Origin of the sequence: Streptomyces sp. NPDC013187 (genome assembly GCF_042899705.1) — a bacterium.
In the GTDB taxonomy this organism is placed as follows: Bacteria; Actinomycetota; Actinomycetes; order Streptomycetales; family Streptomycetaceae; genus Streptomyces; species Streptomyces hawaiiensis_A.
Genome location: NZ_JBIBAF010000007.1, coordinates 423868 through 447844, shown reverse-complemented (window position 1 = coordinate 447844; position 23977 = coordinate 423868). Strand labels below are relative to the sequence as shown.

General features: G+C 70.9%; 25 protein-coding genes. 12 read left to right on the top strand and 13 right to left on the bottom strand.

Annotated elements, in window-relative coordinates; all coding sequences use genetic code 11:
* Positions 1 to 61: 61 nt before the first annotated feature.
* From ACFY5B_RS17675 to ACFY5B_RS17660, 4 genes are all read right to left on the bottom strand, one after another.
* A complete protein-coding gene (locus ACFY5B_RS17675; protein ID WP_389969891.1) occupies positions 62 to 580 on the bottom strand; it encodes a SixA phosphatase family protein in 519 nt (172 codons plus the stop codon).
* A 65-nt stretch (positions 581 to 645) separates the two neighbouring features.
* Positions 646 to 852 (bottom strand): hypothetical protein, encoded by a 207-nt coding sequence (locus tag ACFY5B_RS17670; protein ID WP_389969889.1) that lies wholly within the window; start codon positions 850 to 852, stop codon positions 646 to 648.
* A 166-nt stretch (positions 853 to 1018) separates the two neighbouring features.
* A complete protein-coding gene (locus ACFY5B_RS17665; RefSeq protein WP_104779641.1) occupies positions 1019 to 1135 on the bottom strand; it encodes an SGM_5486 family transporter-associated protein in 117 nt (38 codons plus the stop codon).
* Positions 1136 to 1202: 67 nt separating this feature from the next.
* Positions 1203 to 2549: a CynX/NimT family MFS transporter gene (locus ACFY5B_RS17660; protein WP_389969887.1), complete on the bottom strand. Its 1347-nt coding sequence runs from the start codon at positions 2547 to 2549 to the stop codon at positions 1203 to 1205.
* Between the two features lie 70 nt (positions 2550 to 2619).
* Here ACFY5B_RS17660 and ACFY5B_RS17655 point away from each other — a divergent pair, with 70 nt between their 5' ends.
* Complete coding sequence (locus ACFY5B_RS17655; RefSeq protein WP_389969886.1) at positions 2620 to 3312, top strand: FadR/GntR family transcriptional regulator; 693 nt, start codon at positions 2620 to 2622, stop codon at positions 3310 to 3312.
* Between the two features lie 154 nt (positions 3313 to 3466).
* Here ACFY5B_RS17655 and ACFY5B_RS17650 read toward each other — a convergent pair whose 3' ends face one another.
* The 3 genes from ACFY5B_RS17650 to fabG form a co-directional block, all read right to left on the bottom strand.
* On the bottom strand, positions 3467 to 3814 hold the full coding sequence (locus tag ACFY5B_RS17650; protein WP_389969884.1) for a hypothetical protein: 348 nt from the start codon (positions 3812 to 3814) through the stop codon (positions 3467 to 3469).
* Positions 3815 to 3976: 162 nt separating this feature from the next.
* Positions 3977 to 4744, bottom strand: coding sequence for an enoyl-ACP reductase FabI (gene fabI / locus ACFY5B_RS17645; protein WP_389969882.1), 768 nt, complete (start codon positions 4742 to 4744; stop codon positions 3977 to 3979).
* Positions 4745 to 4749: 5 nt separating this feature from the next.
* Entirely contained in the window at positions 4750 to 5469 is a 720-nt protein-coding gene (gene fabG / locus ACFY5B_RS17640) for a 3-oxoacyl-[acyl-carrier-protein] reductase (protein ID WP_097215826.1), read from the bottom strand.
* A gap of 272 nt (positions 5470 to 5741) precedes the next feature.
* Between fabG and ACFY5B_RS17635 the strand changes: the two genes are divergently transcribed.
* Genes ACFY5B_RS17635 through tyrS form a run of 3 tightly spaced genes read left to right on the top strand, consistent with a single transcriptional unit; the run spans position 5742 to position 10014 of the window.
* Positions 5742 to 7298, top strand: a complete 1557-nt coding sequence (locus tag ACFY5B_RS17635) for a TldD/PmbA family protein (RefSeq protein WP_389969880.1) — start codon at positions 5742 to 5744, stop codon at positions 7296 to 7298.
* Positions 7295 to 8689, top strand: a complete 1395-nt coding sequence (locus ACFY5B_RS17630) for a metallopeptidase TldD-related protein (protein ID WP_389969878.1) — start codon at positions 7295 to 7297, stop codon at positions 8687 to 8689. The genes ACFY5B_RS17635 and ACFY5B_RS17630 overlap by 4 nt, the downstream gene beginning before the upstream one ends.
* A gap of 56 nt (positions 8690 to 8745) precedes the next feature.
* Positions 8746 to 10014, top strand: a complete 1269-nt coding sequence (gene tyrS / locus ACFY5B_RS17625) for a tyrosine--tRNA ligase (RefSeq protein WP_389969876.1) — start codon at positions 8746 to 8748, stop codon at positions 10012 to 10014.
* Between the two features lie 60 nt (positions 10015 to 10074).
* Here tyrS and ACFY5B_RS17620 read toward each other — a convergent pair whose 3' ends face one another.
* Positions 10075 to 10350, bottom strand: a complete 276-nt coding sequence (locus ACFY5B_RS17620; protein WP_355832078.1) for a GlsB/YeaQ/YmgE family stress response membrane protein — start codon at positions 10348 to 10350, stop codon at positions 10075 to 10077.
* Between the two features lie 243 nt (positions 10351 to 10593).
* Here ACFY5B_RS17620 and ACFY5B_RS17615 point away from each other — a divergent pair, with 243 nt between their 5' ends.
* Both ACFY5B_RS17615 and ACFY5B_RS17610 read left to right on the top strand, forming a co-directional pair.
* A complete protein-coding gene (locus ACFY5B_RS17615) occupies positions 10594 to 10989 on the top strand; it encodes a DUF3099 domain-containing protein (protein ID WP_389969874.1) in 396 nt (131 codons plus the stop codon).
* A 229-nt stretch (positions 10990 to 11218) separates the two neighbouring features.
* Positions 11219 to 11434, top strand: a complete 216-nt coding sequence (locus ACFY5B_RS17610; protein WP_389969872.1) for a hypothetical protein — start codon at positions 11219 to 11221, stop codon at positions 11432 to 11434.
* An 86-nt stretch (positions 11435 to 11520) separates the two neighbouring features.
* Here the strand turns inward: ACFY5B_RS17610 and moaA are convergent, their stop codons facing one another.
* From moaA to ACFY5B_RS17595, 3 genes are all read right to left on the bottom strand, one after another.
* Positions 11521 to 12510 carry a GTP 3',8-cyclase MoaA gene (gene moaA / locus ACFY5B_RS17605; protein ID WP_389969870.1) on the bottom strand — a complete coding sequence of 330 codons (990 nt, stop codon included), beginning with the start codon at positions 12508 to 12510 and terminating at the stop codon, positions 11521 to 11523.
* A gap of 171 nt (positions 12511 to 12681) precedes the next feature.
* The gene (locus ACFY5B_RS17600; RefSeq protein WP_389969868.1) at positions 12682 to 14307 is read right to left on the bottom strand and encodes a cation acetate symporter; all 1626 of its coding nucleotides are present in this window, start codon (positions 14305 to 14307) and stop codon (positions 12682 to 12684) included.
* Positions 14304 to 14660, bottom strand: coding sequence for a DUF485 domain-containing protein (locus ACFY5B_RS17595; RefSeq protein WP_344459400.1), 357 nt, complete (start codon positions 14658 to 14660; stop codon positions 14304 to 14306). Before ACFY5B_RS17595 ends, ACFY5B_RS17600 begins: the two co-directional genes overlap by 4 nt.
* Before the next feature lie 252 nt (positions 14661 to 14912).
* On the opposite strand from ACFY5B_RS17595, the gene ACFY5B_RS17590 reads away from it, so the two are divergent.
* The 3 genes from ACFY5B_RS17590 to ACFY5B_RS17580 all read left to right on the top strand — a co-directional run bounded on the left by ACFY5B_RS17590 (position 14913) and on the right by ACFY5B_RS17580 (position 19513).
* Positions 14913 to 16442, top strand: a complete 1530-nt coding sequence (locus tag ACFY5B_RS17590) for a S8 family serine peptidase (RefSeq protein ID WP_389969865.1) — start codon at positions 14913 to 14915, stop codon at positions 16440 to 16442.
* 58 nt (positions 16443 to 16500) lie between these two features.
* On the top strand, positions 16501 to 18021 hold the full coding sequence (locus ACFY5B_RS17585) for a S8 family serine peptidase (RefSeq protein ID WP_389969863.1): 1521 nt from the start codon (positions 16501 to 16503) through the stop codon (positions 18019 to 18021).
* Positions 18022 to 18487: 466 nt separating this feature from the next.
* Positions 18488 to 19513 (top strand): CopD family protein, encoded by a 1026-nt coding sequence (locus ACFY5B_RS17580; RefSeq protein WP_389969861.1) that lies wholly within the window; start codon positions 18488 to 18490, stop codon positions 19511 to 19513.
* 150 nt (positions 19514 to 19663) lie between these two features.
* Here ACFY5B_RS17580 and ACFY5B_RS17575 read toward each other — a convergent pair whose 3' ends face one another.
* Together ACFY5B_RS17575 and ACFY5B_RS17570 are read right to left on the bottom strand one after the other, a co-directional pair.
* Entirely contained in the window at positions 19664 to 20344 is a 681-nt protein-coding gene (locus ACFY5B_RS17575; protein WP_389969859.1) for a lysoplasmalogenase, read from the bottom strand.
* Positions 20341 to 21348, bottom strand: a complete 1008-nt coding sequence (locus tag ACFY5B_RS17570; RefSeq protein ID WP_389969857.1) for a sterol desaturase family protein — start codon at positions 21346 to 21348, stop codon at positions 20341 to 20343. Before ACFY5B_RS17570 ends, ACFY5B_RS17575 begins: the two co-directional genes overlap by 4 nt.
* A gap of 278 nt (positions 21349 to 21626) precedes the next feature.
* On the opposite strand from ACFY5B_RS17570, the gene ACFY5B_RS17565 reads away from it, so the two are divergent.
* The 3 genes from ACFY5B_RS17565 (at position 21627) to ACFY5B_RS17555 (ending at position 23862) form a co-directional block, all read left to right on the top strand.
* Positions 21627 to 22628, top strand: coding sequence for a DEDDh family exonuclease (locus ACFY5B_RS17565; RefSeq protein WP_362038796.1), 1002 nt, complete (start codon positions 21627 to 21629; stop codon positions 22626 to 22628).
* 153 nt (positions 22629 to 22781) lie between these two features.
* Complete coding sequence (locus ACFY5B_RS17560; protein ID WP_078615365.1) at positions 22782 to 23015, top strand: hypothetical protein; 234 nt, start codon at positions 22782 to 22784, stop codon at positions 23013 to 23015.
* A 49-nt stretch (positions 23016 to 23064) separates the two neighbouring features.
* Entirely contained in the window at positions 23065 to 23862 is a 798-nt protein-coding gene (locus ACFY5B_RS17555; protein ID WP_389969854.1) for an SURF1 family protein, read from the top strand.
* The last annotated feature ends 115 nt before the right edge of the window (positions 23863 to 23977 follow it).

The following is a 23977-nucleotide window of genomic DNA, read 5'->3' as shown; positions in this document are numbered from 1 at the left end:
CCCGGCGCCGCACCGGTGCCGGGCCCCTCTGTCACGCGGTCACGCGATCACGTGGAGGCCGTCACTCGGCCGGTGCCCAGTAGTCCTGCAGCGTGGCCACCCCCGGCTCCAGGCTCTTCCACGGGCCGCCGAACGACAGCACGGCGAAGGCGGCGGCCGGGAACCCGCGGCGGGTCATGCGCTCCCTGGCTTCGTCCTCGCCCGAGCCCGCCAGGATGTCGGCGAGTCCCTGGATGCCCGGGTTGTGCCCGATCATGAGGACGTTCTGCGCGTCGTCGGGGGTCTCGTTGAGCAGGGCGATCAGTTCGCCGGGCGAGGCCTCGTAGATCCGCTCCTCGTAGACGGTTTTCGGCCGCTGCGGGAACTCCTGGACGGCGAGCTTCCAGGTCTCCCGGGTCCGGACCGCGGTGGAGCACAGCGCCAGGTCGAAGGCGATACCGGTGTCGGTCAGCCTGCGCCCGGCCTCCGCCGCGTCCATTCGGCCCCGGTCGGCGAGGGGACGCTCGTGATCGGTGACCTGTGGCCAGTCGGCTTTCGCATGGCGGAAGAGGACAATCCTGCGGGATTCTGCGACGCTCATGAGATCCAGCTTCGCATGAAACACGCCACCTGGCGCAGGGAGTTGACCACCGGCCTTTGCCGTGATCAGCGGGCTGTCAGCTGCTGGATCCGCTCGAAGAGGTGGGTGATCACCGGCTCACCGGTGGCCGCGTGCGCGTCGGACGGGTTCAGGATCAGGGCGAGCAGTGCGGAGAAGGCGAGCACGGGCAGGGCGAGAGCCCACCAGGGCAGCCGGCCGGCGGCACCGGCCCGGGTCGCCGGGTGGGGCCGGGTGTGCGTAGGGGCCGACATGGGTGCCTCCGCTCTTCGAGTGGTCGGTGACCGTCTCGCGGTCACACCCTTGAAGTTACGGAATCCGCGGCTGCCAACCCATCCGGTGATCCACCCACTTGACCCTGACCCTCACCCCCTAGGGGACAGGGGGGCTACCCCCACCACGGGCCGCGCGGGCGGACGGTCATGGCGAGGCGAGGGTCGCGATGACGGCGATGACGATGAAGATCGCGAAGAAGGCGCCGAACACGAGCAGCATCTTCTTCTGACCGTGCTGGGGATTCGGGTCGAGCACTGGCATGGGGAAAGTGTCCCACTCCCCGTGCAGGCCGGGTGCTCCGGGGTCCGCCCTCCCCCGGGGACGTGGCTCAGCGGGCCGCCTCGTCCTCCACCGTGCGGTCGCGGCCGGCCAGGAAACCGACGGCCATCTGCGGGATCATCAGGGCGCTCATCAGCGCGATCGGCAGGCCCCAGCCGCCGCTGTGCTGGTAGAGGACGCCCACCAGAAGCGGTCCGGGAATGGAGATCAGGTAGCCGGTGCTCTGCGCGAACGCCGACAGCTGGACCACGCCCGGGCCGGTCCTGGCCCGCATGCCGACCATGGTCAGGGCGAGCGGGAAGGCGCAGTTGGCGACACCGAGCAGCAGGGCCCAGGCCCAGGCGCCGGCTGCGGGTGCGAGGTACAGCCCGGCATAACCGGCGAGACCGCACAGGCCCAGGGCGAGCACGATGGGGCCCTGGTGGGGCAGCCGGGTGGCCAGGCGGGGGATGACGAAGGCGAGGGGCACGCCCATCACCATGGTGACCGCCAGCAGCAGCCCCGCGGTGCCGGCGGGCACACCGGCGTCCCGGAAGATCTGCGCCATCCAGCCCATGGTGATGTAGGCGGCGGTGGCCTGGAGCCCGAAGAAGACGGCCAGGGCCCAGGCGGTCCGGCTCCGGGCCATGCGCAGCCGAGGCGCCTCCACGCGCGCGTGCTCCGTCGCGGCGGGAGCCGGGCCCTGCGCCGGCGTCACCGTCTCTGCGGCCTTGTCCCCCGCCCCGGGCGGCGCGACGTGCCCCCGGACGAAGGGCAGCCACGGCAGGACGGCCGCCACGGCGAGCCCCGCCCACAGAGCCAGGCCGGTCTGCCAGCTGCCGCCGAGGGCGTCGGTCAGGGGCACCGTGACCGCGGCCGCGAGGGCCGTGCCGAGGGCGAGTGCCATCGAGTACAGGCCGGTCATGGAACCCACGCGGTCGGGGAACCAGCGCTTGACGATGACCGGCATCAGGACGTTGCTGACCGCGATGCCCATGAGGGCCAGGGCGCTCCCGGCCAGGAAGCCGGGCGTGCCGCCCGCGAACGGGCGGATCAGCAGGCCGGCGGCGATGGCGGCCATACCGGCGCACACCACCGCGCCGGGGCCGAAACGGCGGGCGAGCCGTGGGGCCATGACTCCGAAGACGGCGAAGCACAGCGGCGGCACCGAGGTGAGCAGCCCGGCCACGCTGCCGCTCATGCCGAGCCCGTCGCGGACCTCTTCCAGGAGGGCGCCGAGGCTGGTGATGGCGGGACGGAGGTTCAGCGCGGACAGCACGATGCCGAGGACGAGCAGTCGCATCGTCCACGCGCGCGGAGAGGCGCCGCCCGGTGTCCCGGGCTCGTGCGCGGCCGAGCTGCGTACGGTCGGGGGTGTCGTCGTCCGGGTTTCCTCACGAGGCATGAGGCCCATCATAGAATCATAGGATGATTGACTGTCCACTCCCCGGCTGCCCCCGGGCGCCCCGGCCGTGCGAAGGTGAGCCATGCCCCTGAGCCATCCCCGTCGCTCGGCCTTGTCCGAGCAGGTCATCGCCGCACTGCGGGCCCAGATCACCTCGGGCGAGTGGCCGGTCGGCTCCCGGATCCCGACCGAGCCGGAACTGGTCGAGCAGCTCGGTGTCGCCCGCAACACGGTCCGTGAGGCCGTCCGCGCCCTGTCACACAACGGGCTGCTGGACATCCGCCAGGGTTCGGGCACGTACGTCGTGGCGACGAGCGAACTGGCGGGTGTGATGCAGCGGCGGTTCGCCGAGGCCGACCCCCGGCACATCGCCGAGCTGCGCTCCACGCTGGAGTCGGCCGCCGCCCGGCTGGCCGCCGAGCGGCGTACGGAGAAGGACCTCAAGCAGCTCGACGCACTGCTGCTGCGGCGCGAGGAGGCCTGGGAATCGGGTGACAAGGAGGCGTTCGTGACCGCGGACGCGACCTTTCACCTGGCCGTCGTGTCGGCCTCCCACAACGACGTCATGACGGCCATGTACGCGGACCTGGGCGAGGTGCTGCGGGACTGGCTGCGCGAGGACGTCGGCGAGAAGCTGACGCCGGAGACGTACATGGACCACGGGCGGCTGCTGGAGGCGATCCGCGCGGGCGAGGCGGACAGGGCCGCCGCGGAGGCGGCCCGCTACCCGTTCCTGTGCCGTCTGGGCGGGCTCGGCTCTCCCGCCGGGGACTGATGCCGCCGGGCAGGGTCAGCTCCCCGGCCTGTGACTGCGACCGCCGGCTGTCAGCTCCCCGGCCTGTGACTGCGACCGCCGGCTGTCAGCTCCCCGGCCCGTGACTGCTACCGCCGGGCAGGTCAGCTCCCCGGCCCGTGACTGATACGCGCGATCAACCCCGCCCGTGACTGACCCACACGTCGGCGACTTCCTTCCAGCACCGTCCCGTCAGCCGCACGGTCTGCGCGGGACCTGCCTCGATCGGTGAGCTGTCGGTGTCGATGTCCCACCAGCGGGCGCACTCCACGTGCAGGCTCACCCGGTCGGTCTCCGGGTAGGGGTTGTGGCAGTACGCGGTCACTTTGGAGCCGGTCACGCGGATCCGGCACGCGGCGCCGAAGGGATCCGCCGACTCTCGCTCGCCGCCGGGCACGCGCGCGTGGGGCACCGCCTCGTAGGCCAGGGTCAGCACGAGCGCGACGGCGAGGGACACTGAGGCCGTTCGGCGGGACAAGCGCACAAGGGGGACCTCCTCGGCCGTGCTGGGGAGGGGCTCGCGTGGTGAACGCGTACTCAACAGTGCCCGGTTGAGGGCCTCCCCCGCCCGGCCGGCTGAGCCGAACGGGTGACGCCCCGCTCCCCGCGCGCTGCGGGGAACGGGGCGTCGAGGACGTGCGGAAGATCAGGCCCCGATGGCGTGCAGACCGCCGTCCACGTGGACGATCTCGCCGGTGGTCTTCGGGAACCAGTCGCTCAGCAGGGCGACGATGCCGCGACCGGCAGGCTCGGGGTCCTTCAGGTCCCACTCCAGCGGGGAGCGGCTGTCCCACACCGAGGCCAGCTCGCTGAAGCCCGGGATGGACTTGGCGGCCATGGAACCGATCGGGCCCGCCGAGACGAGGTTGCAGCGGATGTTCTGCTTGCCCAGGTCACGGGCCATGTAGCGGCTGGTGGCCTCCAGCGCGGCCTTGGCCGGGCCCATCCAGTCGTACTGCGGCCAGGCGAACTGCGCGTCGAAGGTGAGGCCGACGACGGAACCGCCGTTCTGCATCAGCGGCAGGCAGGCCATGGTCAGCGACTTCAGGGAGTACGCCGAGACATGCATGGCGGTGGCGACGGACTCGAACGGCGCGTTGAGGAAGTTGCCGCCGAGGGCGTCCTGCGGGGCGAAGCCGATGGAGTGCACGACGCCGTCGAGGCCGCCCAGCTCCTCGCCGACGAGGTCGGCGAGCCGCCCGAGGTGCTCGTCGTTCGTCACGTCGAGCTCGATGACCTTGGTGGGCTTCGGGAGCTTCCTGGCGATGCGCTCGGTCAGCGTGGGCCGCGGGAACGCGGTGAGGATGACCTCGGCGCCCTGCTCCTGGGCCAGCTTCGCGGCGTGGAAGGCGATGGAGGCCTCCGTCAGCACACCGGTGATCAGGACGCGCTTGCCCTCGAGAATTCCGCTCATGGTGATCAGTGACCCATTCCCAGTCCGCCGTCAACGGGGATGACGGCTCCAGTGATGTACGAGGCGTCGTCCGAGGCGAGGAACCGCACCGTCGCGGCGATCTCCTCCGGCTGCGCGTACCGGCCGAGCGGGACCTGCTTCACGATGTTCTCGCGCTGCTCGTCGGTGAGCGCCTTGGTCATGTCGGTGTCGACGAAGCCGGGCGCGACGACGTTGAAGGTGAGGTTGCGCGAGCCCAGCTCACGGGCGAGGGAACGCGCGAAGCCGACCAGGGCGGCCTTGGAGGCTGCGTAGTTCGACTGGCCGGGGCCGCCGTACAGACCGACGACCGACGAGATGAGGACCACACGGCCCTTCTTGGCGCGCAGCATGCCGCGGTTGGCGCGCTTGACGACGCGGAAGGTGCCGGTGAGGTTGGTGTCGATGACCGAGGTGAAGTCCTCCTCGGACATGCGCATCAGGAGCTGGTCCTTGGTGATGCCGGCGTTGGCGATGAGGACCTCGACGGGGCCGTGCGCCTCCTCGATCTCCTTGTAGGCCTGCTCCACCTGCTCGGCGTCGGTGATGTCGCACTTGACGGCCAGGCAGCCCAGTTCCGTCAGGGCGGCCGGCGGCTCACCCGAGCGGTACGTGATGGCGACCTTGTCGCCGGCATCGGCGAAAGCGCGGGCGATGGCGAGGCCGATGCCCCGGTTGCCTCCGGTGACGAGAACCGAGCGGCTCAACGGATCACCCTTTCGATAGCGGTCTGGATACCCCGCCCGGGCGCCTGGACGACAGGCGGTGAGGACAGGCGGCTTCCTCGAAAACCTATCGGTCCCGGCAGGCCCGCGGACAATCGGGCACCGACAGTGGCGTAGGGGACTACCTGTCGGGTCTCTACAGAAAGCCGCGAACCCGGCTCGGGAAACTCGTGGCCCGCGCGGTGGATGGGCGACATGATCGGAGCAGTCACCACGCATGGCAACCACGCTCACCTCGACAGAAAGAGACGGCGGTGCCTCATACCATCGACGAGGCCTTCACGGCCCTCCCCCTACGCCCCCTGGCCGACGCGGCCCTCGCACGCGCGCGTGCGCTGGGCGCCGAGCACGCGGACTTCCGGTTCGAGCGGGTGCGGGGCGCCTCCTGGCGGTTCCGGGACGCCAAACCCGCCGGGTCGTCGGACACCACCGACCTCGGCTACGCGGTGCGGGTGGTGCACGGCGGTACGTGGGGCTTCGCGTCCGGCGTCGACCTCACCCTGGACGCCGCCGCCAGGGTCGCCGGGCAGGCGGTGGCGATGGCCAGGCTGTCCGCCCAGGTGATCAAGGCGGCCGGTTCGGACGTGGGGGCACCTCCCACGCCTTTCGGGCAGTGGGGGAGGGTGGAGCTGGCCGCCGAGCCGGTGCACGCGGACAAGACGTGGATCTCGTCGTACGAGATCGACCCCTTTTCCGTGCCCGACGAGGAGAAGGCCGGGCTGATCGCGGAGTGGAGCGCGCGGCTGCTGGCGGCCGACGGGGTCGACCACGTGGACTCCTCGCTGCTGACGGTCCACGAGAACAAGTTCTATGCCGACACCGCCGGGACCGTGACCACCCAGCAGCGGGTGCGGCTGCACCCGGTGTTCAACGCGGTGTCGGTGGACGAGTCGAGCGGCGAGTTCGACTCCATGCGCACCCTCGCGCCGCCGGTGGGACGCGGCTGGGAGTACCTGACGGGCACCGGCTGGGACTGGGAGGGCGAGCTGGAACAGATCCCGGAGCTGCTCGCCGAGAAGATGCGCGCTCCGAGCGTGCGCCCCGGTCTGTACGACCTGGTCGTCGACCCGTCCAACCTGTGGCTGACCATCCACGAGTCGATCGGGCACGCCACCGAGCTCGACCGGGCGCTCGGCTACGAGGCCGCCTACGCCGGCACCTCCTTCGCCACGTTCGACCAGCTGGGCAAGCTGCGCTACGGCTCCGAGCTGATGAACGTCACCGGCGACCGCACCGCCGAGCACGGCCTGGCCACCATCGGGTACGACGACGAGGGCGTCGCGGGCCAGTCCTGGGACCTGGTCAAGGACGGCACACTCGTGGGCTACCAGCTGGACCGGCGGATCGCGAAGCTGACCGGCTTCGAACGGTCCAACGGCTGCGCCTACGCCGACTCCCCCGGGCACGTGCCGGTGCAGCGCATGGCCAACGTGTCGCTGCGGCCGGACCCGGCCGGGATGTCGACCGAGGACCTGATCGGTGGTGTGGAGCGCGGCATCTATGTCGTCGGCGACCGGTCCTGGTCCATCGACATGCAGCGGTACAACTTCCAGTTCACCGGGCAGCGCTTCTACCGCATCGAGAACGGGCGGCTCGCCGGGCAGCTGCGCGATGTCGCCTACCAGGCGACGACCACCGACTTCTGGGGGTCGATGTCCGCGGTGGGCGGGCCGCAGACCTATGTGCTCGGCGGTGCCTTCAACTGCGGCAAGGCCCAGCCGGGCCAGGTCGCCGCCGTCTCGCACGGCTGCCCCTCGGCCCTCTTCAAGGGCGTCAACATTCTGAACACGACCCAGGAGGCCGGTCGATGAGCCCTCTCACCAGCAAGCCGCACGAAGTGGTCGAGCGGGCCCTCGAACTGTCCCGGGCGGACGGCTGTGTCGTCATCGCCGACGAGCAGTCCACCGCCAACCTGCGCTGGGCGGGCAACGCGCTGACCACGAACGGCGTCACGCGCGGGCGCACACTCACCGTCGTCGCCACCGTCGACGGCAAGGAGGGCACCGCCTCCGGGGTCGTGTCACGGTCCGCCGTGACTCCCGACGAGCTGGAGCCCTTGGTGCGGGCGGCCGAGGCCGCGGCGCGGGGCGCCGGACCCGCCGAGGACGCGCAGCCGCTGGTCACGGGCGTGGAGCGGTCGCCGGAGTTCACGGAGGCCCCCGCCGAGACCTCCTCGGCCGTGTTCGCCGACTTCGCCCCGGCGCTCGGCGAAGCCTTCGCACGCGCGCGTGCGGGCGGCCGCGAGCTGTACGGCTTCGCCAACCACGAACTGGTGTCGTCGTACGTCGGCACGTCCACCGGACTGCGGCTGCGGCACGACCAGCCGAACGGGACGCTGGAGCTGAACGCCAAGTCGCCGGACCGGACCCGGTCGGCGTGGGCCGGGCGCTCCACGCGGGACTTCAAGGACGTCGACCCGGCGGCGCTGGACGCCGAGCTGGCCGTGCGGCTGGGCTGGGCCGAGCGGCGCGTGGAGCTGCCCGCCGGGCGCTACGAGACGCTGCTGCCGCCGACGGCCGTGGCGGACCTGCTGATCTACCAGATGTGGTCGGCGTCGGGCCGGGACGCGGTCGAGGGCCGCACGGTGTTCTCCAAGCCGGGCGGGGGCACGCGGGTCGGCGAGAGGCTGACCGACCTGCCGCTGACCCTGCGCAGCGACCCGAACGAGCCGGGCCTCGAATCGGCGCCCTTCGTGATCGCGCACTCCTCCGGCGGCGACCAGTCGGTGTTCGACAACGGGCTGCCGCTCGCTCCCACCGAGTGGATGCGCGAGGGCGAGCTGCGGCACCTGACGACCAGCCGGCACAGCGCGGGCCTGACCGGCCTGCCGGTGGCGCCGGGCATCGACAACATCGTCCTGGACGGGGGCGAGGACCGTTCCCTGGAGGAGATGGTCGCGAACACCGGGCGCGGGCTGCTGCTGACCTGCCTGTGGTACATCCGCGAGGTCGACCCGGCGACGCTGCTGCTGACGGGCCTGACCCGGGACGGCGTGTACCTCGTCGAGAACGGCGAGGTGACGGGCGAGGTGAACAACTTCCGGTTCAACGAGTCGCCGGTCGGGGTGCTGGGCCGGGCCACGGAGGCCGGGCGGACGGAAAAGACGCTGCCCCGGGAGTGGAGCGACTGGTTCACCAGGGCGGCCATGCCCGCGCTGCGGGTCCCGGATTTCAATATGAGCTCTGTCAGTCAGGGCGTATAACCTCGTAGTCGGCTGTCACCCGACTGCCCGAAGATCATCGAGGAGACACGAGAACCGTGACGGACATCGTCGACGAGCTGAAGTGGCGCGGGCTGTTCGCCCTGTCCACTGACGAGGACGCTTTGCGCAAGGCGCTCGCGGACGGTCCCGTCACGTTCTATTGCGGCTTCGACCCGACGGCACCGTCGCTGCACGTGGGGCACCTGGTACAGGTGCTCACCGTGCGCCGGCTCCAGCAGGCCGGTCACCGGCCGCTGGCGCTGGTCGGCGGTGCCACGGGCCTGATCGGCGACCCGCGCCCGACCGCGGAGCGCACGCTGAACGACCCGGAGACGGTCACCGGCTGGGTCGCCAAGCTGCGCGCCCAGATCGAGCCGTTCCTGGACTTCGAGGGCGAGAACGCGGCCGTCATGGTCAACAACCTCGACTGGACGGAGAACCTCTCCGCGATCGAATTCCTCCGCGACATCGGCAAGCACTTCCGCGTCAACAAGATGCTGACGAAGGACTCCGTGGCCCGCCGCCTGGAGTCCTCCGAGGGCATCAGCTACACGGAGTTCAGCTACCAGCTCCTGCAGGGCATGGACTTCCTCCAGCTGTACCGGCGCTACGGCTGCACCCTGCAGCAGGGCGGCAGCGACCAGTGGGGCAACCTCACGGCGGGCCTGGACCTGATCCACCGCCTGGAGCCCGACGCGACCGCGCACGCGATGGCGACGCCGCTGATGACCAAGGCGGACGGCACCAAGTTCGGCAAGACCGAGGGCGGCGCCGTCTGGCTCGACCCCGAGATGACGACGCCGTACGCGTTCTACCAGTTCTGGCTGAACGTGGACGACCGGGACGTCTCGAAGTACATGCGCATCCTGTCCTTCCGCTCCCGCGAGGAGCTTGAGGAGCTGGAGCGGCAGACCGAGGAGCGTCCGCAGGCCCGGGCCGCGCAGCGCGCACTGGCCGAGGAGCTGACGACCCTGGTGCACGGCGCCGACCAGACGGCCGCCGTGATCGCCGCGTCGAAGGCCCTCTTCGGGCAGGGCGAGCTGGCGGAGCTCGACGAGAGGACGCTGGCCGCGGCCCTCTCCGAGGTGCCGCACATCCAGGTCGCCGAGCTCGGCCCGGCCGTCGACCTCTTCGCCGAGGTCGGTCTGGTGGCCAGCAAGTCGGCCGCGCGCCGCACGGTCAAGGAGGGCGGCGCCTACGTGAACAACGTCAAGGTCGCCGGCGAGGACGCCGTCCCCGCCAAGGAGGACCTGCTGCACGGCCGCTGGCTGGTGCTGCGCCGGGGCAAGAAGAACCTGGCCGCGGTCGAGGTCACGGGCGGCTGAGAGCGCGGGGAAGGGGGCGGTCTCCGGTGCCGGAGGCCGCCCCCTTCGCCGTGCGCCCCGTTATGCCCTGCGTCTGTCTCCCCTGGCCGCCGTCCAGGCCCGGTCGCCGAGACCGACGAGGATGAGCGCGGCCACCAGTTGGAAGACGTGCCGCCACCAGTCGATCCCCGATGTGGCGTCGACACCGGCAGCCCGGGCGATGGCATTGCCGGCGATACCGCCGATCATGCCCAGGATGACGGTCAACCACAGCGGAATATGCTGTTTGCCCGGAATGATCGCCTTGGCGAGCAGACCTAGTACCAGTCCTACGATGATCGCCCACAACCAGCCCATCACTGCCTCCTCGTGCGGCTCGACGTGAGCACTACGGCCAGTGTCGGCCCAGGTGCCGTACGCCGCATGCCGACGAGGGCCGTACGCGGGACGGCGCAGGCCGTTCGCCCGGCCGCGCGCAACCCGGTCTCGTGGCCGGCGCAGCCGCGGCGTAACGTAAGAGCTGTCCTGGTCAGGTCCCCGGCCGGCCGGGGACGGCTACGGGGCGGGTGAGAGTCCGATACGGGCGGATGGTGGAATGCGATGCGGAAGCAGCATGGCGGCGGCAACGTCCAGGTTTTCCGGATCACCGGCGCCCGGACGGGGCTGCAGGAGGACGTACGCGGGCGGCAGCGCCGGTACGTGATCTCGATGACGGTCCGCACGATCTCCGTGATCCTGGCGGCCACCCTGTGGAACGTCGAACGGCACGTCGCCATCGTGGCGTTGGTGCTCGGGCTGGTGCTGCCGTACATCGCGGTGGTGATCGCCAACGCCGGGCGTGAGAATGCGCCGTCTCTGCCGTCGACGTTCGTGGTGTCGCAGTCGCGTCCGATGATCGGCCCGCCGGGTGCGGGTGACGGGTCGGGGGAATCGGTTGCGGAAGATGCCGTGCCCGGGCCGGGGGCGGGTGCGCGGAGCGAATCGCACGAGCGGTAGGCGCGCCCCTGCGCGATTCCGCGGCAGATCGCGGGAGAGCGGGACGGGAGGTCAGCTTCCCGCCAAGCTCAAGAAAAGCTCAGATCAATCATGTTGTTCCAGTGCCGGGGCCGGGGTTACCCGTGACATACTTCGTACGCGCTCCGCATCCCCCGTCGGAGCGACGGACCGACGCCGGGCAGCTCCCCCCGTGGCTGCTCGGCGTCGCCTTTTCTGTGAGACGAAAGCCGTGAGTGACGAGACGCCCATCTGTTCCGCGAAGGGCTGCCGTGTCGACGCCATGTGGGTGCTGGCGTGGAACAACCCGAAGATCCATACGCCGGAGCGGCGCAAGACGTGGCTCGCCTGTGAGGAGCATCGCGAGCATCTGTCGCAGTTCCTCGGGGTGCGGGGGTTCTTGAAGGACGTGGTGCCCTTCGAGGAGTGGGAAGCCAAGGACGCCTGACGCCGGCTGCGCGCCGGTGGGGGCTGTTCGGGCGCACGCGGCGGAGCCGCACTTCGACACAGCCCCGCGCCCCTGAGGGCGGCGCACTAACCCCCGATGGCCGACATCGGCCGGTCGGGCTGTACGAACGTCGGGTCGTCCAGGCCGGCTCCCGCCTTCTTGCCCCACATCGCCAGGCGCCAGATGCGGGCGATCTCCTCGTCCGGGGCGCCGGAGCGCAGCGCGGCGCGCAGGTCTGTCTCCTCCTGGGCGAACAGGCAGGTGCGGACCTGCCCGTCGGCCGTGAGGCGGGTGCGGTCGCAGGCCGAGCAGAAGGGGCGCGTGACGGAGGCGATGACGCCGACGACATGGGGGCCGCCGTCGACGATCCAGCGCTCCGCCGGGGCCGAACCGCGCTTCTCCTCGCCCTCGGCGGTCAGCTCGAAGCGGGTGCGCAGGGAGGTGAGGATGTCGCCGGCCGTGATCATGCCGTCGCGCTTCCAGCCGTGCTGGGCGTCGAGCGGCATCTGCTCGATGAAGCGCAGCTCGTAGTCGTGCTCCACGGCCCAGGCCAGCAGGTCGGGGGCCTCGTCGTCGTTGAGCCCCGGCATCAGGACCGAGTTGACCTTGACCGGGGTCAGGCCCGCGTCACGGGCGGCGTACAGGCCCTCGATGACGTCCTTGTGGCGGTCCCGGCGGGTGAGGGTCTTGAAGACGTCCGGGCGGAGCGTGTCGAGGGAGACGTTGACCCGGTCCAGGCCCGCCTCCTTCAGGGCGGTGGCCGTGCGCTTGAGGCCGATGCCGTTGGTCGTCAGCGACATCTGGGGGCGCGATTCCAGGGCCGCGACGCGCTCGACGATGCCGACCAGGCCCGGGCGCAGCAGGGGCTCGCCGCCGGTGAAGCGGACCTCCTCGATCCCGAGGGACGTGACCGCGATGTCGATCAGCCGGACGATCTCGTCGTCGGTGAGCAGATCCGGCTTGGCCAGCCACTGCAGGCCCTCCTCGGGCATGCAGTACGTACAGCGCAGGTTGCACCTGTCGGTCAGTGAGACCCTCAGGTCGGTGGCCACCCGGCCGTAGGTGTCGATGAGCACGTGGGCCCCCTCCCTCGTCGCGGATCATGCGTGCGGCACTGCTTCTCCGACACCTGCGAGCCTACGTGACCCCACCGTCAACGCCACAGACCCGATCCCACGACGCGCGGCGCGGCCGGGCCGCAGGGACCTGGAGGTTCCTACGACCCGGCCGCGCGGGAGGGGTCGTGCTCAGTGGGCTCCGGTGCCGGTCAGGGACCGGACCTCCAGCTCCGCGTACTTCTTGGCGTCGGGCTCCTCCTTGGACAGGATCGTGCCGAGCCAGCCCATGAGGAAGCCGAACGGGATGGAGATGATGCCCGGGTTCTTCAGCGGGAACCAGGCGAAGTCGACCTCGGGGAACATCGCCTTGGGGTCGCCGGAGACCACGGGTGAGAACAGCACCAGGCCGACGGCGACGATCAGGCCGCCGTAGATCGACCACAGGGCGCCCTGGGTGGTGAAGCGCTTCCAGAACAGGCTGTAGAGGATCGTCGGCAGGTTGGCGGAGGCCGCGACCGCGAAGGCGAGGGCGACCAGGCCGGCCACGTTCAGGTCGCGGGCCAGGGCGCCCAGGCCGATGGAGACGACGCCGATGAAGACGGTCGCCCAGCGGGCCGCGCGCACCTCCTCGGCGCCGGAGGCCTTCCCCTTGCGGATGACGTTGGCGTAGATGTCGTGCGCGAAGGACGACGACGAGGCCAGGGTGAGGCCGGCGACGACGGCGAGGATGGTCGCGAAGGCGACCGCCGAGATCGTGGCGAGCAGGATCGCGCCCCACGTCGAGTCGACGCCGCCCAGGTGCAGGGCGAGCAGGGGTGCCGCCGTGTTGCCGGACGGGTTGGAGGCGAGGATCTCCTCCTGCGAGATGAGCGCGGCGGCGCCGAAGCCGAGCGCGATCGTCATCAGGTAGAAGCCGCCGATGATGCCGATCGCCCAGTTCACGGACTTACGGGCGGCCTTGGCGTCGGGCACCGTGTAGAAGCGGATCAGGATGTGCGGCAGGCCGGCGGTGCCCAGCACCAGGGCGATGCCCAGGGAGATGAAGTCCAGCTTGGAGGTGCCGGTCGCGCCGTACTGCAGACCGGGCTCCAGGAAGGCGGCGCCCTTGCCGCTGTTCTCGGCGGCGGTGCCGAGCAGGTCGGAGATGTTGAAGTCGAACTTCAGCAGCACCAGGAAGGTGATCAGGATGGTGCCGCCGATGAGCAGTACGGCCTTGACCATCTGGACCCAGGTGGTGCCCTTCATGCCGCCGATGGAGACGTAGACGATCATCAGGATGCCGACGAGGGCGACGATGAGGATCTTGCCGGCGTCGGAGGTGATGCCGAGCAGCAGCGAGACGAGGACGCCCGCGCCGGCCATCTGCGCGAGCAGGTAGAAGATCGACACGACGATCGTGGAGGTGCCGGCGGCGGTGCGCACCGGGCGCTGGCGCATGCGGTAGGCGAGGACGTCGCCCATGGTGTAGCGGCCGGAGTTCCTGAGCGGCTCGGCGACCAGCAGCAGGGCGACCAGCCAGGCGACCAGGAAGCCGATGGAGTACAGGAAGCCGTCGTAGCCGAAGATGGCGATCGCGCCCGCGATGCCGAGGAACGAGGCGGCGGACATGTAGTCGCCGGAGACGGCGAGGCCGTTCTGGAAGGCGCTGAACTGGCGGCCGCCGGCGTAGAAGTCGGCGGCGTCCTTGGTCTGGCGGCCCGCCCAGATGGTGATGCCGAGGGTCGCGAGGACGAACAGCGCGAACAGGGTGATGATCAGCGGGCGGTGCTCGCTGGCCTCGTTCGCGGCGAGGAAGGTCTGCTGTACGGGGCTCATGCGCCGCTCTCCATCCGGGTCTTGATGGCCTCGGCCTTGGGGTCGAGCTTCGCGGCGGCGTGCCGCGAGTACCACCAGGCGATGAGGAACGTGGTGACGAACTGGGCGACGCCGAGGACGAAGGCGACGTTGATGTTGCCGAACAGCTTGGTGCCCATGAAGCCGCCCGCGTAGTTCGAGAGCAGGACGTACAGCAGGTACCAGGCGATGAAGCCGACGGTCAGCGGGAAGGCGAAGGAACGGTAGGAGCGGCGCAGTTCACCGAACTCCGCGCTCTCGTGAACCTCGGCGAACTCCTCGGGTGAGGGGAGCTTGTGTTGCTCTTTCGAGGGGGGCGGTGCGTCGGTGGCCACGAAAGTCTCCTCGCAAGGACGGCAGCGGTTGTGAACATGGGCGGAGGCGCGTGTCCTCGCGCTCCTTGTTCAACGTCACGGCGCCGCGTGAGAACCGGTTCAAACGCCCGGCGTTGTTTCCGAAGTCGTTTCGACAAAGCGTTGCTGGCCAGCGAGAAGCCGGGATAGCTTCACCCTGCACCACGTCATGTACCTGCCCGGGCGCCACCTGTGTCTCGGGCCGGTTTCGTTTCCGGAGGATGTGGAGACCCCATGTCTCACTTGCGTTCCAGACGCCGGCTCGCTCTCGCCGTGCCGGTCGTGCTGTCCCTGACTGCCTCGCTGGGCTTCCTGCCCGCCGCCGCGTCGGCGGCCCCGCAGGCGGAGTCGGCCGTCCGGACTGCGGACGCGCCGAAGCTGGCGTACGTCGTCAACACCAAGGTGGACCGCCGCACGATCGCCTCGGTGAAGAAGGCGATCGGGAAGGCCGACGGCTCGGTCGTGGCCACTTACGAGCGGATCGGCGTGCTCGTCGTCCACTCCTCGAACGCCGACTTCGCCAAGACGATCCGCAAGGCCCGCGGGGTTCAGTCCGCCGGCGCGACACGGACGACGCCGCTGACCGTCGCGGGGACGAAGGAGGAGGGCGCGGTCGAGTATCTGACGGCCGCCCAGGCGAAGCGCACCGAGGCCGTCTCGGCGACGACGCCCGAGAGCGAGCCCCTCGAAGCGGACCAGTGGGACCTGCGCGCGATCGGCGCCGACAAGGCCGCGCGGATCAACCCGGGCAGCCGCAAGGTGACCGTCGCCGTGATCGACACCGGCGTGGACGACACCCACCCGGACATCGCCCCGAACTTCTCCGCGTCCCAGTCCGCCAACTGCGCCGGCGGCAAGCCCGACACCAGTGAGGGCGCCTGGCGGCCGTACACCGCCGAGGACTACCACGGCACGCACGTCGCGGGTGAGATAGCCGCCGCCCGCAACGGCGTCGGCGTATCGGGCGTCGCTCCCGGCGTGAAGGTGTCCAGCATCAACGTGACCGACCGGGCGAACGGCCTCTTCTACCCGGAGAGCGTCGTGTGCGCGTTCGTGTTCGCCGCCGACCACGGCGTCGAGATCACCAACAACAGCTACTACGTCGACCCGTGGCTGTACAACTGCATGGACGACCCGGACCAGCGGGCCATCGTCGACGCGGTCAACCGGGCGCAGCTGTACGCCCAGAAGAAGGGCACGCTGAACGTCGCCGCGGCGGGCAACTCCAACCACGATCTGGACTCGGACGCGATCGTCGACGACTCCAGCCCGGACGACTCCACCCCGGTCGAGCGCACGATCGACCCGCACGAGTGCTTCGACGTGCCGAACCAGCTGCCGGGTGTCGTCACGGTGAGCTCGACGGGCGTCGACAACGTCAAGTCGTACTTCTCGACGTACGGCAAGGGCGTCGTGGACGTCGCCGCGCCTGGCGGTGACCGCCGCTACCAGATCCCGGACACGCCGTCGAAGGACGGCCGCATCCTCTCCACCCTGCCGAACGGCACATGGGGGTTCCTGCAGGGCACCTCGATGGCCTCGCCGCACGCCTCGGGCGTCGCCGCGCTGCTGAAGTCCAAGTACCCCTGGGCGTCTCCGGCCCAGCTGCAGGCGCTGCTGAAGGCGCAGGCCGACGAGACCGCCTGCCCCGCCTCCTACGACCAGGACGGCGACGGCACGCAGGACGCGGTCTGCAAGGGCGGCAAGCACCTCAACGGCTTCTACGGCCACGGCATCGTCAACGCGCTGCGCGCGGTCAAGTGACGCGGCCCGCCACCCCCTTCGCAAGATCAGCTCGTACCGTGAACGAACTGGAGACAGCATGACTGCGCCGTACGCGCGCTACCGTCGCGCCGTCGCGATCCCGGCCGGGATGGCCGTGGCAACGGCCCTCGCGTTCCTGCCGAACACCGTGGCCTCCGCCACCGAGGGCGCCCCGGCCCCCACCGCGGCCGAGGCGACCCCCCTCAGCTACGTCGTCAACGTCAAGCCGGGGCACGGCACTTCGGCGCATGTGAAGAAGGCCGTCGCCAAGGCGGGCGGCACGATCGTGACGTCGTACGACCAGATCGGCGTCATCGTCGTCCACTCCTCGAACGCCGACTTCGCCAAGGCGATCCGCAAGGTGCGCGGCGTGCAGTCGGCGGGGGCCACCCGTACCGCGCCGCTGCCCTCGGCGTCGACGGGTGACCTGGGCGCGCCGAGGGTGCTGAGCGCGGCCGAGGTCGCAGCGGCCGACGCCCCGGCCGGGCAGGACCCGCTGCAGCCCCAGCAGTGGGACCTGCCCGCCATCAAGGCGGACAAGGCGCACGAGAAGACGCTGGGCAGCAAGAAGGTCACGGTCGCCGTGATCGACACCGGTGTGGACGACACCCACCCCGACATCGCGCCCAACTTCGACCGCGAGGCGTCGGCCAACTGCGTGTCGGGCAAGCCGGACACGGCCGACGGGGCCTGGCGGCCGGGCGCCGCGGAGAGCCCGCACGGCACCCATGTCGCCGGTGAGATCGCCGCCGCCAAGAACGGCGTCGGCATGACCGGTGTGGCGCCCGGGGTGAAGGTCTCCGGCATCAAGGTGTCCAACCCGGACGGCTTCTTCTACACGGAGGCCGTGGTCTGCGGCTTCGTGTGGGCGGCCGAGCACGGGGTCGACGTGACGAACAACAGCTATTACACGGACCCCTGGTACTTCAACTGCAAGAACGACCCGGACCAGAGGGCGCTCGTGGACGCCGTCACCCGGGCCTCGCGGTACGCGGAGAAGAAGGGCGCGGTCAACGTCGCCGCGGGCGGCAACGAGAACTACGACCTCGCCTCCGACGAGATCACCGACCCGTCGTCCCCGAACGACAGCACGCCGGGCGACCGGGTCGTCGACCCCTCGAAGTGCCTCGACATACCGACCCAGCTGCCGGGTGTCGTCACGGTCGCCTCGACGGGCGCCAAGGGCATCAAGTCGTCCTTCTCCAACTACGGTCTGGGCACCATCGACATAGCCGCCCCGGGCGGTGACTCGACCGCCTACCAGAAGCCGGAGGCGCCGGCCACGAGCGGCCTCATCCTGGGCACGCTGCCGGGCGGCAAGTGGGGCTACATGGCCGGTACGTCGATGGCGTCCCCGCACGTCGCGGGCGTCGCCGCGCTCATCAAGTCGACGCACCCGCACGCCTCTCCTGCCCTGGTGAAGGCCCTGCTGTACGCGGAGGCCGACGCCAAGGCGTGCACGGACCCGTACGACATCGACGCCGACGGCAAGATCGACGCGGTGTGCGAGGGCTCGAAGAACCGCAACGGTTTCTACGGCTGGGGCGTCGCGGACGCGCTGGACGCGGTGACCAAGTAGAGCTCGTGTGACGGTGATCCGGGCCGGGCGGGGGCATCCGTCCGGCCCGCTCCGCGTCTGCGGCAGGATTCCTTGCCATGGGCGTGTACGAGAGTCCGGCGACCTGGACGCCCCGGCCCGTGCGGCCGCAGTGGCAGCCGGCCCGGGACCGGGCTGCCTCATAAGGGCGACGTCGCATATGACAAGGCGCGGGTGGACAGGACCGTGGCGAAGTGGACCGCCCGGGCCTCGGCACCTGTCGTGCCGAAGAGGCCGAAGCCGCCCGTGGAGTGCGCGACACCCGTGCGAACGTACCGGGGGGGTCGACAGCTGGTACGTCGCCGAGGTCGCCCTCGCACGGGGGTGGGAACTGCGGCCGACGGACGAGTACAAGGGGGTGCGGCTGTGGTGGTCGGCCGCACCGAAGGTGGCTTGAGGTCCCTGTGCCGACTTGCCCGGCCGTGTGAAGGTTGGTGAAGATCCTGGGGTGACCCTGACACAACCCCCGCCCGGGCCGGCCGATCGGCACGGGCCCGTGCGGCGCACCGGTGCGGGCCGGGCCGTCGCCGTCCTGGTGCTGGTGGCCGTGGCCGCGCTGACAGCGTTGCTCGGCCCGTCCGCCGCGCTGCACGGCACCGGGGAGGCCGAAGCGCCCGGCGCGGGCGGCACAGCCCTGCTCCGCACTGTGCTGTTCGCGGCGCTGTGCATATGCGTCGGCGAACTGTTCGTGAACCGCCTGGCGCGATCACTGCCCGGCGCGGATGCCGCTCCCCGGCTTCTGCCCCGCAGTTGGTCCCCGCTCGCGGCCGGCGCCGGTTTCCTGTCCGCCCTCGGGCTCGCCGCGATCGTGGCCGCCGGCAATCTCGTGCCGGGCGATGGAGCGGACATCGACGTCGGGGGGCTTCACGCCTCCCGGGACGGCAAGCTCGCCCTGCTGGAGGTCAACGCGTTTGTGGTGGCGGGGCTGTGCGCCGCGTCGCGCCGGCCGGTCACGCAAGTGTGGCCGCTGGCCGCCGTGGTCGTCGCCGAGGCGCTGCGCGCACACCCCACGACCGAGCACACTCCGCTGACCGGCGCAGGACTGACGCTCGTCCATCTGACCTGCGCGGCGCTGTGGGCGGGCGGCCTGTTGCACGCGCTGCGCGTCCTGCGGCTGTGGCACGGCCGGCCGGACGCGGCGGCGGGCGCGGCCCTGCTGGGTCTCTACGCGCGCGTGGCGGTCGTCCTGCTCGCCGCCATCACCGCGACGGGTGTGTGCAGTTCACTGCGCCGGATGCCGCCGGAGACGATCCTCGAGCAGCTGACCGGGACGGCGTACGGGCGTGCGCTGCTCGCCAAGGTGCTGCTCGTGGCGGTCGTCACCGCCCTCGCGGTGTGGGCCCGGCGACGGCTGCGCCGGGCTGCGGATCCGCTGACCGCGTGTACTCCGGCCCGGGCGGAGGTCGTCGCCCTGGGCCTGGCGGTCGCGGTGTCCGGGGTCCTGACGGCGCTTCCGGTGCCGATCCGCTGGTGACGCCGGTGTGTCCGGGGAGCCGACCCGGCCGGAGCCGGAGCGGTGGCGACGCGACCGGGCGAGCACGACGACCGCGAACAGTTCCCCGTCGGAGTCGACATCTTCCTTGCCGGGGTCGCAGCCCCGCGTTCCGGCGAGCGCCGGCAGATCTCAGACGGCGCGCATCTCGCCGTAGGTGGCGGCCGGTGCCCTGCGCGCGTCGAGCGCCCCGAGCGTGCCGACCGTCAGCAGGGTCTGCGCGGCGATGTACGTGAGCATGATCCAGAAGTCCGGCGCGGGCAGCTGCGGCCACTCGGCCACACCGGTCGCGATGAGCGTGTCGGACAGCAGGAACAGCGCCCCGCCGAGCCCTGCGAAGAGACCGAGCCGGATGGCGGACCGGTACGCCATGGCGGTCAGCAGGAGGCTGTAGCCGGCGACCGGCACGCGCAGGTCCGCGGGCAGGTCCGGCCAGAGCAGCGCGACGGTCGTCACGAGGGCGGCGGCGTAGCCGAGGGCCAGGAAGCCCGCACGCGCGCGTGGGACGGCGTTCCGGCTGCCGTACGTCGTGAAGAGCACGAGGTAGCAGACGTGGCCCGCCGCGAAGGAGGCCATGCCCGCGAGGAAGGCGGGCTCGGCGTCCGACAGCAGCAGGACGTCCCCGCCCCAGCCGAACAGCAGGGCGGCCAGGAGCGGTCGGGGCGCCTTGCGGAGGGCGGCCCACAGGGCCAGGAGCGGCATCAGCAGGGGCTTGGCGACGGTGTGCCCCGCGTCGGCACCGGTCGCGAGGCAGACGAGGTCGACGGCGACGGCTGGGCCGAAGGCGGCCAGGAGGAGACGCGCGGGGTTCACGCCGGCGTGCTCTTCCCGGCCGGGGCGCTCCCGGCACCGGGGGCGGCGTCGGCGATCGGCACGGCCTCGGCGAGGGACAGGGTCTCGGAGGCCGGGGACGGAGCCGGCGCGGGGGACGGGGACGGAGCCGGCGCTGGGGCCGGGGACGGAGCCGGCACCGGCGCTGGGGCCGCCGGTCCCGGCCCCCAGCCCGGTCCGCGGAACACGCGTCCCGCGCGCTCGCGCCAACTGCTCGCCGCCCGCAGGTCCTTGGCGATGGCCACGTACTCGTGCGTGGCCACCTTGAACAGGTTGTACGTGGTGATGTTCTTGGTCAGCCCGTACCGGGGCCGCTCGGTCTCCGCGACGAACGAGCCGAACAGCCGGTCCCAGACGATGAGGATGCCGCCGAAGTTGCGGTCCAGATAGCCGCCCTGGGAGGCGTGGTGGACGCGGTGGTGGGAGGGGGTGTTGAAGACGAACTCGAACCAGCGGGGCATCTTGTCGATGCGCTCGGTGTGGATCCAGAACTGGTAGACGAGGTTCGCCGAGGAGCAGAACGCGAGCGCGGCGGGGTGCACGCCGACGACGATGAGGGGGACGTAGAACGGCCACACGGTCAGGGACGTCCAGGGCTGGCGCAGCGCGGTGGTGAGGTTGAACTTCCGGCTGGAGTGGTGGACGACGTGGCAGGCCCACAGGATCCGGATGACGTGGTGGCCGCGGTGGGACCAGTAGTAGAAGAAGTCCTGCCCGAGCAGCATCAGCGGGACGGTCCACCAGAGCACGGGTACGCGCAGCGGCGTGAGTTCGTAGAGGGCCGTGTAGATCGCCAGAATCGGGATCTTCCATATGAAGTCGAAGGCGAGACTGCCGAGCCCCATACCCACGCTCGTCGCGGCGTCCTTCGCCTCGTAGCCCTCCGCGTCCTCGTCGGGATGGAGGCGGTAACTCACCATTTCGACCACGGTGAGCAGCACAAAGGCGGGGACGGACCACAGCACGACATCGGGCAGGTTCGGCATGCAAGCACCGTAGGACCGGAGTCCCGCCCCCACCAGACGTTGTTACCCACAAGTATTACCGACGGTACGCGCTTGCTTCTTGGCGATCTCCGCCAATCCGGTACGGGGCGAATTCAGACGTCGTAGGAGGAGGTGCCCGGCTGATCGACTGAGGACCGATCAGACGTACACCCCTCGAACGGACAGACCGGACAACACGCCTGAGGGGGTGTCGGAAGAGCCCGCCCGGCGCACCTGACGGACGGCGGTGTCAGTCTCGGCCCGTATCCTCGGTGACCATGCTGGAAGACCTGACGACCGCAGTGTTCTCGGCCACACCGTGGCCGGCCGCGTACCCCAAGGGGTACGCGGTCGTTGACGTGGAGACCACGGGCCTGGCCCGGGACGACCGCATCATCTCCGCGGCGGTCTACCGGCTGGACGAGCGCGGCGAGGTCGAGGACCACTGGTACACGACGGTCAACCCCGAGCGCGACCCGGGCCCCGTGTGGATCCACGGACTGACGAGCGAGGCGCTCGAAGGGGCGCCCCTCTTCCCGGACATCGCCGAGGAGTTCACGGCCCGGCTGGCGGGACGCGTGCTCGTGGCACACAACGCCGTCTTCGACTGGCAGATGATCGCCCGGGAGTACGCGCGCGCCGAGCGCGAGGCTCCCGTGCGGCAGCGGCTGTGCACCATCGCCCTCTCCAAGGAACTGGGGCTGCCGTTGCCCAACCACAAGCTGGAGTCCCTCGCGGCGCACTTCGGCGTCGTCCAGCAGCGGGCGCACCACGCCCTGGACGACGCGCGCGTGCTGGCGGAGGCGTTCCGGCCGAGCCTGCGGGCCGCGGCGGCGAACAACGTACGGCTGCCACTGCACGAGTGCCGGCCGCTGACCGAGTGGACGGACCGTCCCGCCACACCCCGCATCGGGCAGCAGGCGGGCCCCGGAGGCTACGGCGGTTACCGGCCGAGCAGTTGGCGCCCGTCCCGCAAGCGCCCCGCCTGCCCCTACCCCAACCCCGGGCGCTACGAGGCGGGCGGGCGGCTCAAGCAGGGCATGCGGGTCGCCTTCTCCGGTGACACCTCCACCGAGCGGGACCTGCTGGAGGACCGCGCGACCGAGGCGGGGCTGCACGTGGCCACGAGCCTGTCCCGCCTGACCAGCCTGCTCGTCACGAACGACCCGGACTCGGGCACCTCCAAGGTCGTCAAGGCCCGGCAGTTCGGCACACCGGTCGTGGACGAGGCGGCCTTCGGGCAGCTCCTCGCCGATGTGGAGCCGGCCTCGGAAGGGTGAGTCGCGGGGGGGCGATCCACTTCGCAGGGGGGGGTGATCCGCGTCACAGAGAGGTGACCCGTGTCGCGGGGTGACCGTACGGACGGGTGATTGCCGGGCGACTCGCCCGGCGCCCGCTCGCTCGCACGGGGACGACGGCTCACCCTGTGGCGCATGGCGACCTGTGAGGTATGTGGCAATCAGTACGGAATGACCTTCGAGGTGCACGCGCAGGGCGCGGTGCACGTCTTCGACTGCTTCTCCTGCGCGATCCACCGCATGGCCCCCATCTGCGAGCACTGCCGGGTGCAGATCATCGGCCAGGGCGTCGAGGTCGAGGGCCACTGGTACTGCGGCGCCCACTGCGCCCGCGCGGAGGGAAAGGCAGGAATTGTCGACAAGGTCTGAACCCGTACCCGACTGAATGCACCCCACGACCGAGTTGTACGGTCGTGGGGTGTACCGCTTCCTGATGTCCCGGCAGTGGGTGATCCTCACGTTGATCGCCCTGCTCCTCATCCCCACGATGATCAGGCTGGGCATATGGCAGATGCATCGCTACGAGGAGCGCACCGCCCGGAACCAGCTGGTCACCGACGCGCTGTCGGCCGATCCGGTGCCCGTGGAGAAGCTGACAGCGCCCGGGCACACCGTGACCAGCGCCGAGCGGTACCGCACCGTGACGGCGAAGGGCCGTTTCGACACGGAGGACGAGGTCGTCGTCCGGCGCCGCACCAACTCCGACGACGAGGTCGGCTACCACGTGCTCACCCCGTTCGTCCTCGACGACGGCAAGGTGCTGCTGGTCAACCGGGGCTGGATCCCCTCCGCGGGCCCGAGCCAGACGACGTTCCCGAAGGTTCCCGCGCCGCCCGGCGGCGAGGTCACCGTCGAGGGGCGGCTGATGCCCGACGAGACGACCGCGGCGAGCGGCATCAAGAACCTCCAGGGCCTGCCGGACCGGCAGATCATGCTGATCAACAGCGAGCAGCAGGCCCGGCGTCTGGACGCCCGCGTGCTCGGCGGCTACATCGCCCAGACCGCCCCCGAGCCCCAGGGCGACGTCCCCGAGCTGCTGGGCAACCCCGGCAAGGAGGACGCGGCGCTGAACTACGCGTACGCCGTCCAGTGGTGGCTGTTCTCGGCGGCCGTCCCGGTCGGCTGGGTGGTCCTGGCCCGCCGGGAGGCCCGCGAGCGGGCCCAGAAGGCGGCCGAGGAATCCGACACGACGGAGACCGAGCCGGCGGCCGTGTAGACACCGCTGCCGACGCCGCGAGGCGGGACCCGACGCCCCGCGCGCCGCCGCGGACGACGGCCGCGTGCCCATCGGCCGCCCCGGCCCGGCACCGCGGCGCCTGCCGGCCAGGACA

Bases quoted from the DNA above. Each gene is read 5' to 3' on its own strand.
- fabI (WP_389969882.1), bottom strand. From the start codon at position 4,744: ATGAGCGGAATTCTCGAGGGCAAGCGCGTCCTGATCACCGGTGTGCTG.
- ACFY5B_RS17675 (WP_389969891.1), bottom strand. From the start codon at position 580: ATGAGCGTCGCAGAATCCCGCAGGATTGTCCTCTTCCGCCATGCGAAA.
- ACFY5B_RS17655 (WP_389969886.1), top strand. From the start codon at position 2,620: ATGCCCCTGAGCCATCCCCGTCGCTCGGCCTTGTCCGAGCAGGTCATC.
- ACFY5B_RS17590 (WP_389969865.1), top strand. From the start codon at position 14,913: ATGTCTCACTTGCGTTCCAGACGCCGGCTCGCTCTCGCCGTGCCGGTC.
- ACFY5B_RS17670 (WP_389969889.1), bottom strand. From the start codon at position 852: ATGTCGGCCCCTACGCACACCCGGCCCCACCCGGCGACCCGGGCCGGT.
- ACFY5B_RS17630 (WP_389969878.1), top strand. From the start codon at position 7,295: ATGAGCCCTCTCACCAGCAAGCCGCACGAAGTGGTCGAGCGGGCCCTC.
- ACFY5B_RS17660 (WP_389969887.1), bottom strand. From the start codon at position 2,549: ATGATGGGCCTCATGCCTCGTGAGGAAACCCGGACGACGACACCCCCG.
- ACFY5B_RS17565 (WP_362038796.1), top strand. From the start codon at position 21,627: ATGCTGGAAGACCTGACGACCGCAGTGTTCTCGGCCACACCGTGGCCG.
- ACFY5B_RS17560 (WP_078615365.1), top strand. From the start codon at position 22,782: ATGGCGACCTGTGAGGTATGTGGCAATCAGTACGGAATGACCTTCGAG.
- ACFY5B_RS17570 (WP_389969857.1), bottom strand. From the start codon at position 21,348: ATGCCGAACCTGCCCGATGTCGTGCTGTGGTCCGTCCCCGCCTTTGTG.
- ACFY5B_RS17585 (WP_389969863.1), top strand. From the start codon at position 16,501: ATGACTGCGCCGTACGCGCGCTACCGTCGCGCCGTCGCGATCCCGGCC.
- ACFY5B_RS17665 (WP_104779641.1), bottom strand. From the start codon at position 1,135: ATGCCAGTGCTCGACCCGAATCCCCAGCACGGTCAGAAGAAGATGCTG.
- ACFY5B_RS17615 (WP_389969874.1), top strand. From the start codon at position 10,594: ATGCGGAAGCAGCATGGCGGCGGCAACGTCCAGGTTTTCCGGATCACC.
- ACFY5B_RS17620 (WP_355832078.1), bottom strand. From the start codon at position 10,350: ATGGGCTGGTTGTGGGCGATCATCGTAGGACTGGTACTAGGTCTGCTC.
- ACFY5B_RS17600 (WP_389969868.1), bottom strand. From the start codon at position 14,307: ATGAGCCCCGTACAGCAGACCTTCCTCGCCGCGAACGAGGCCAGCGAG.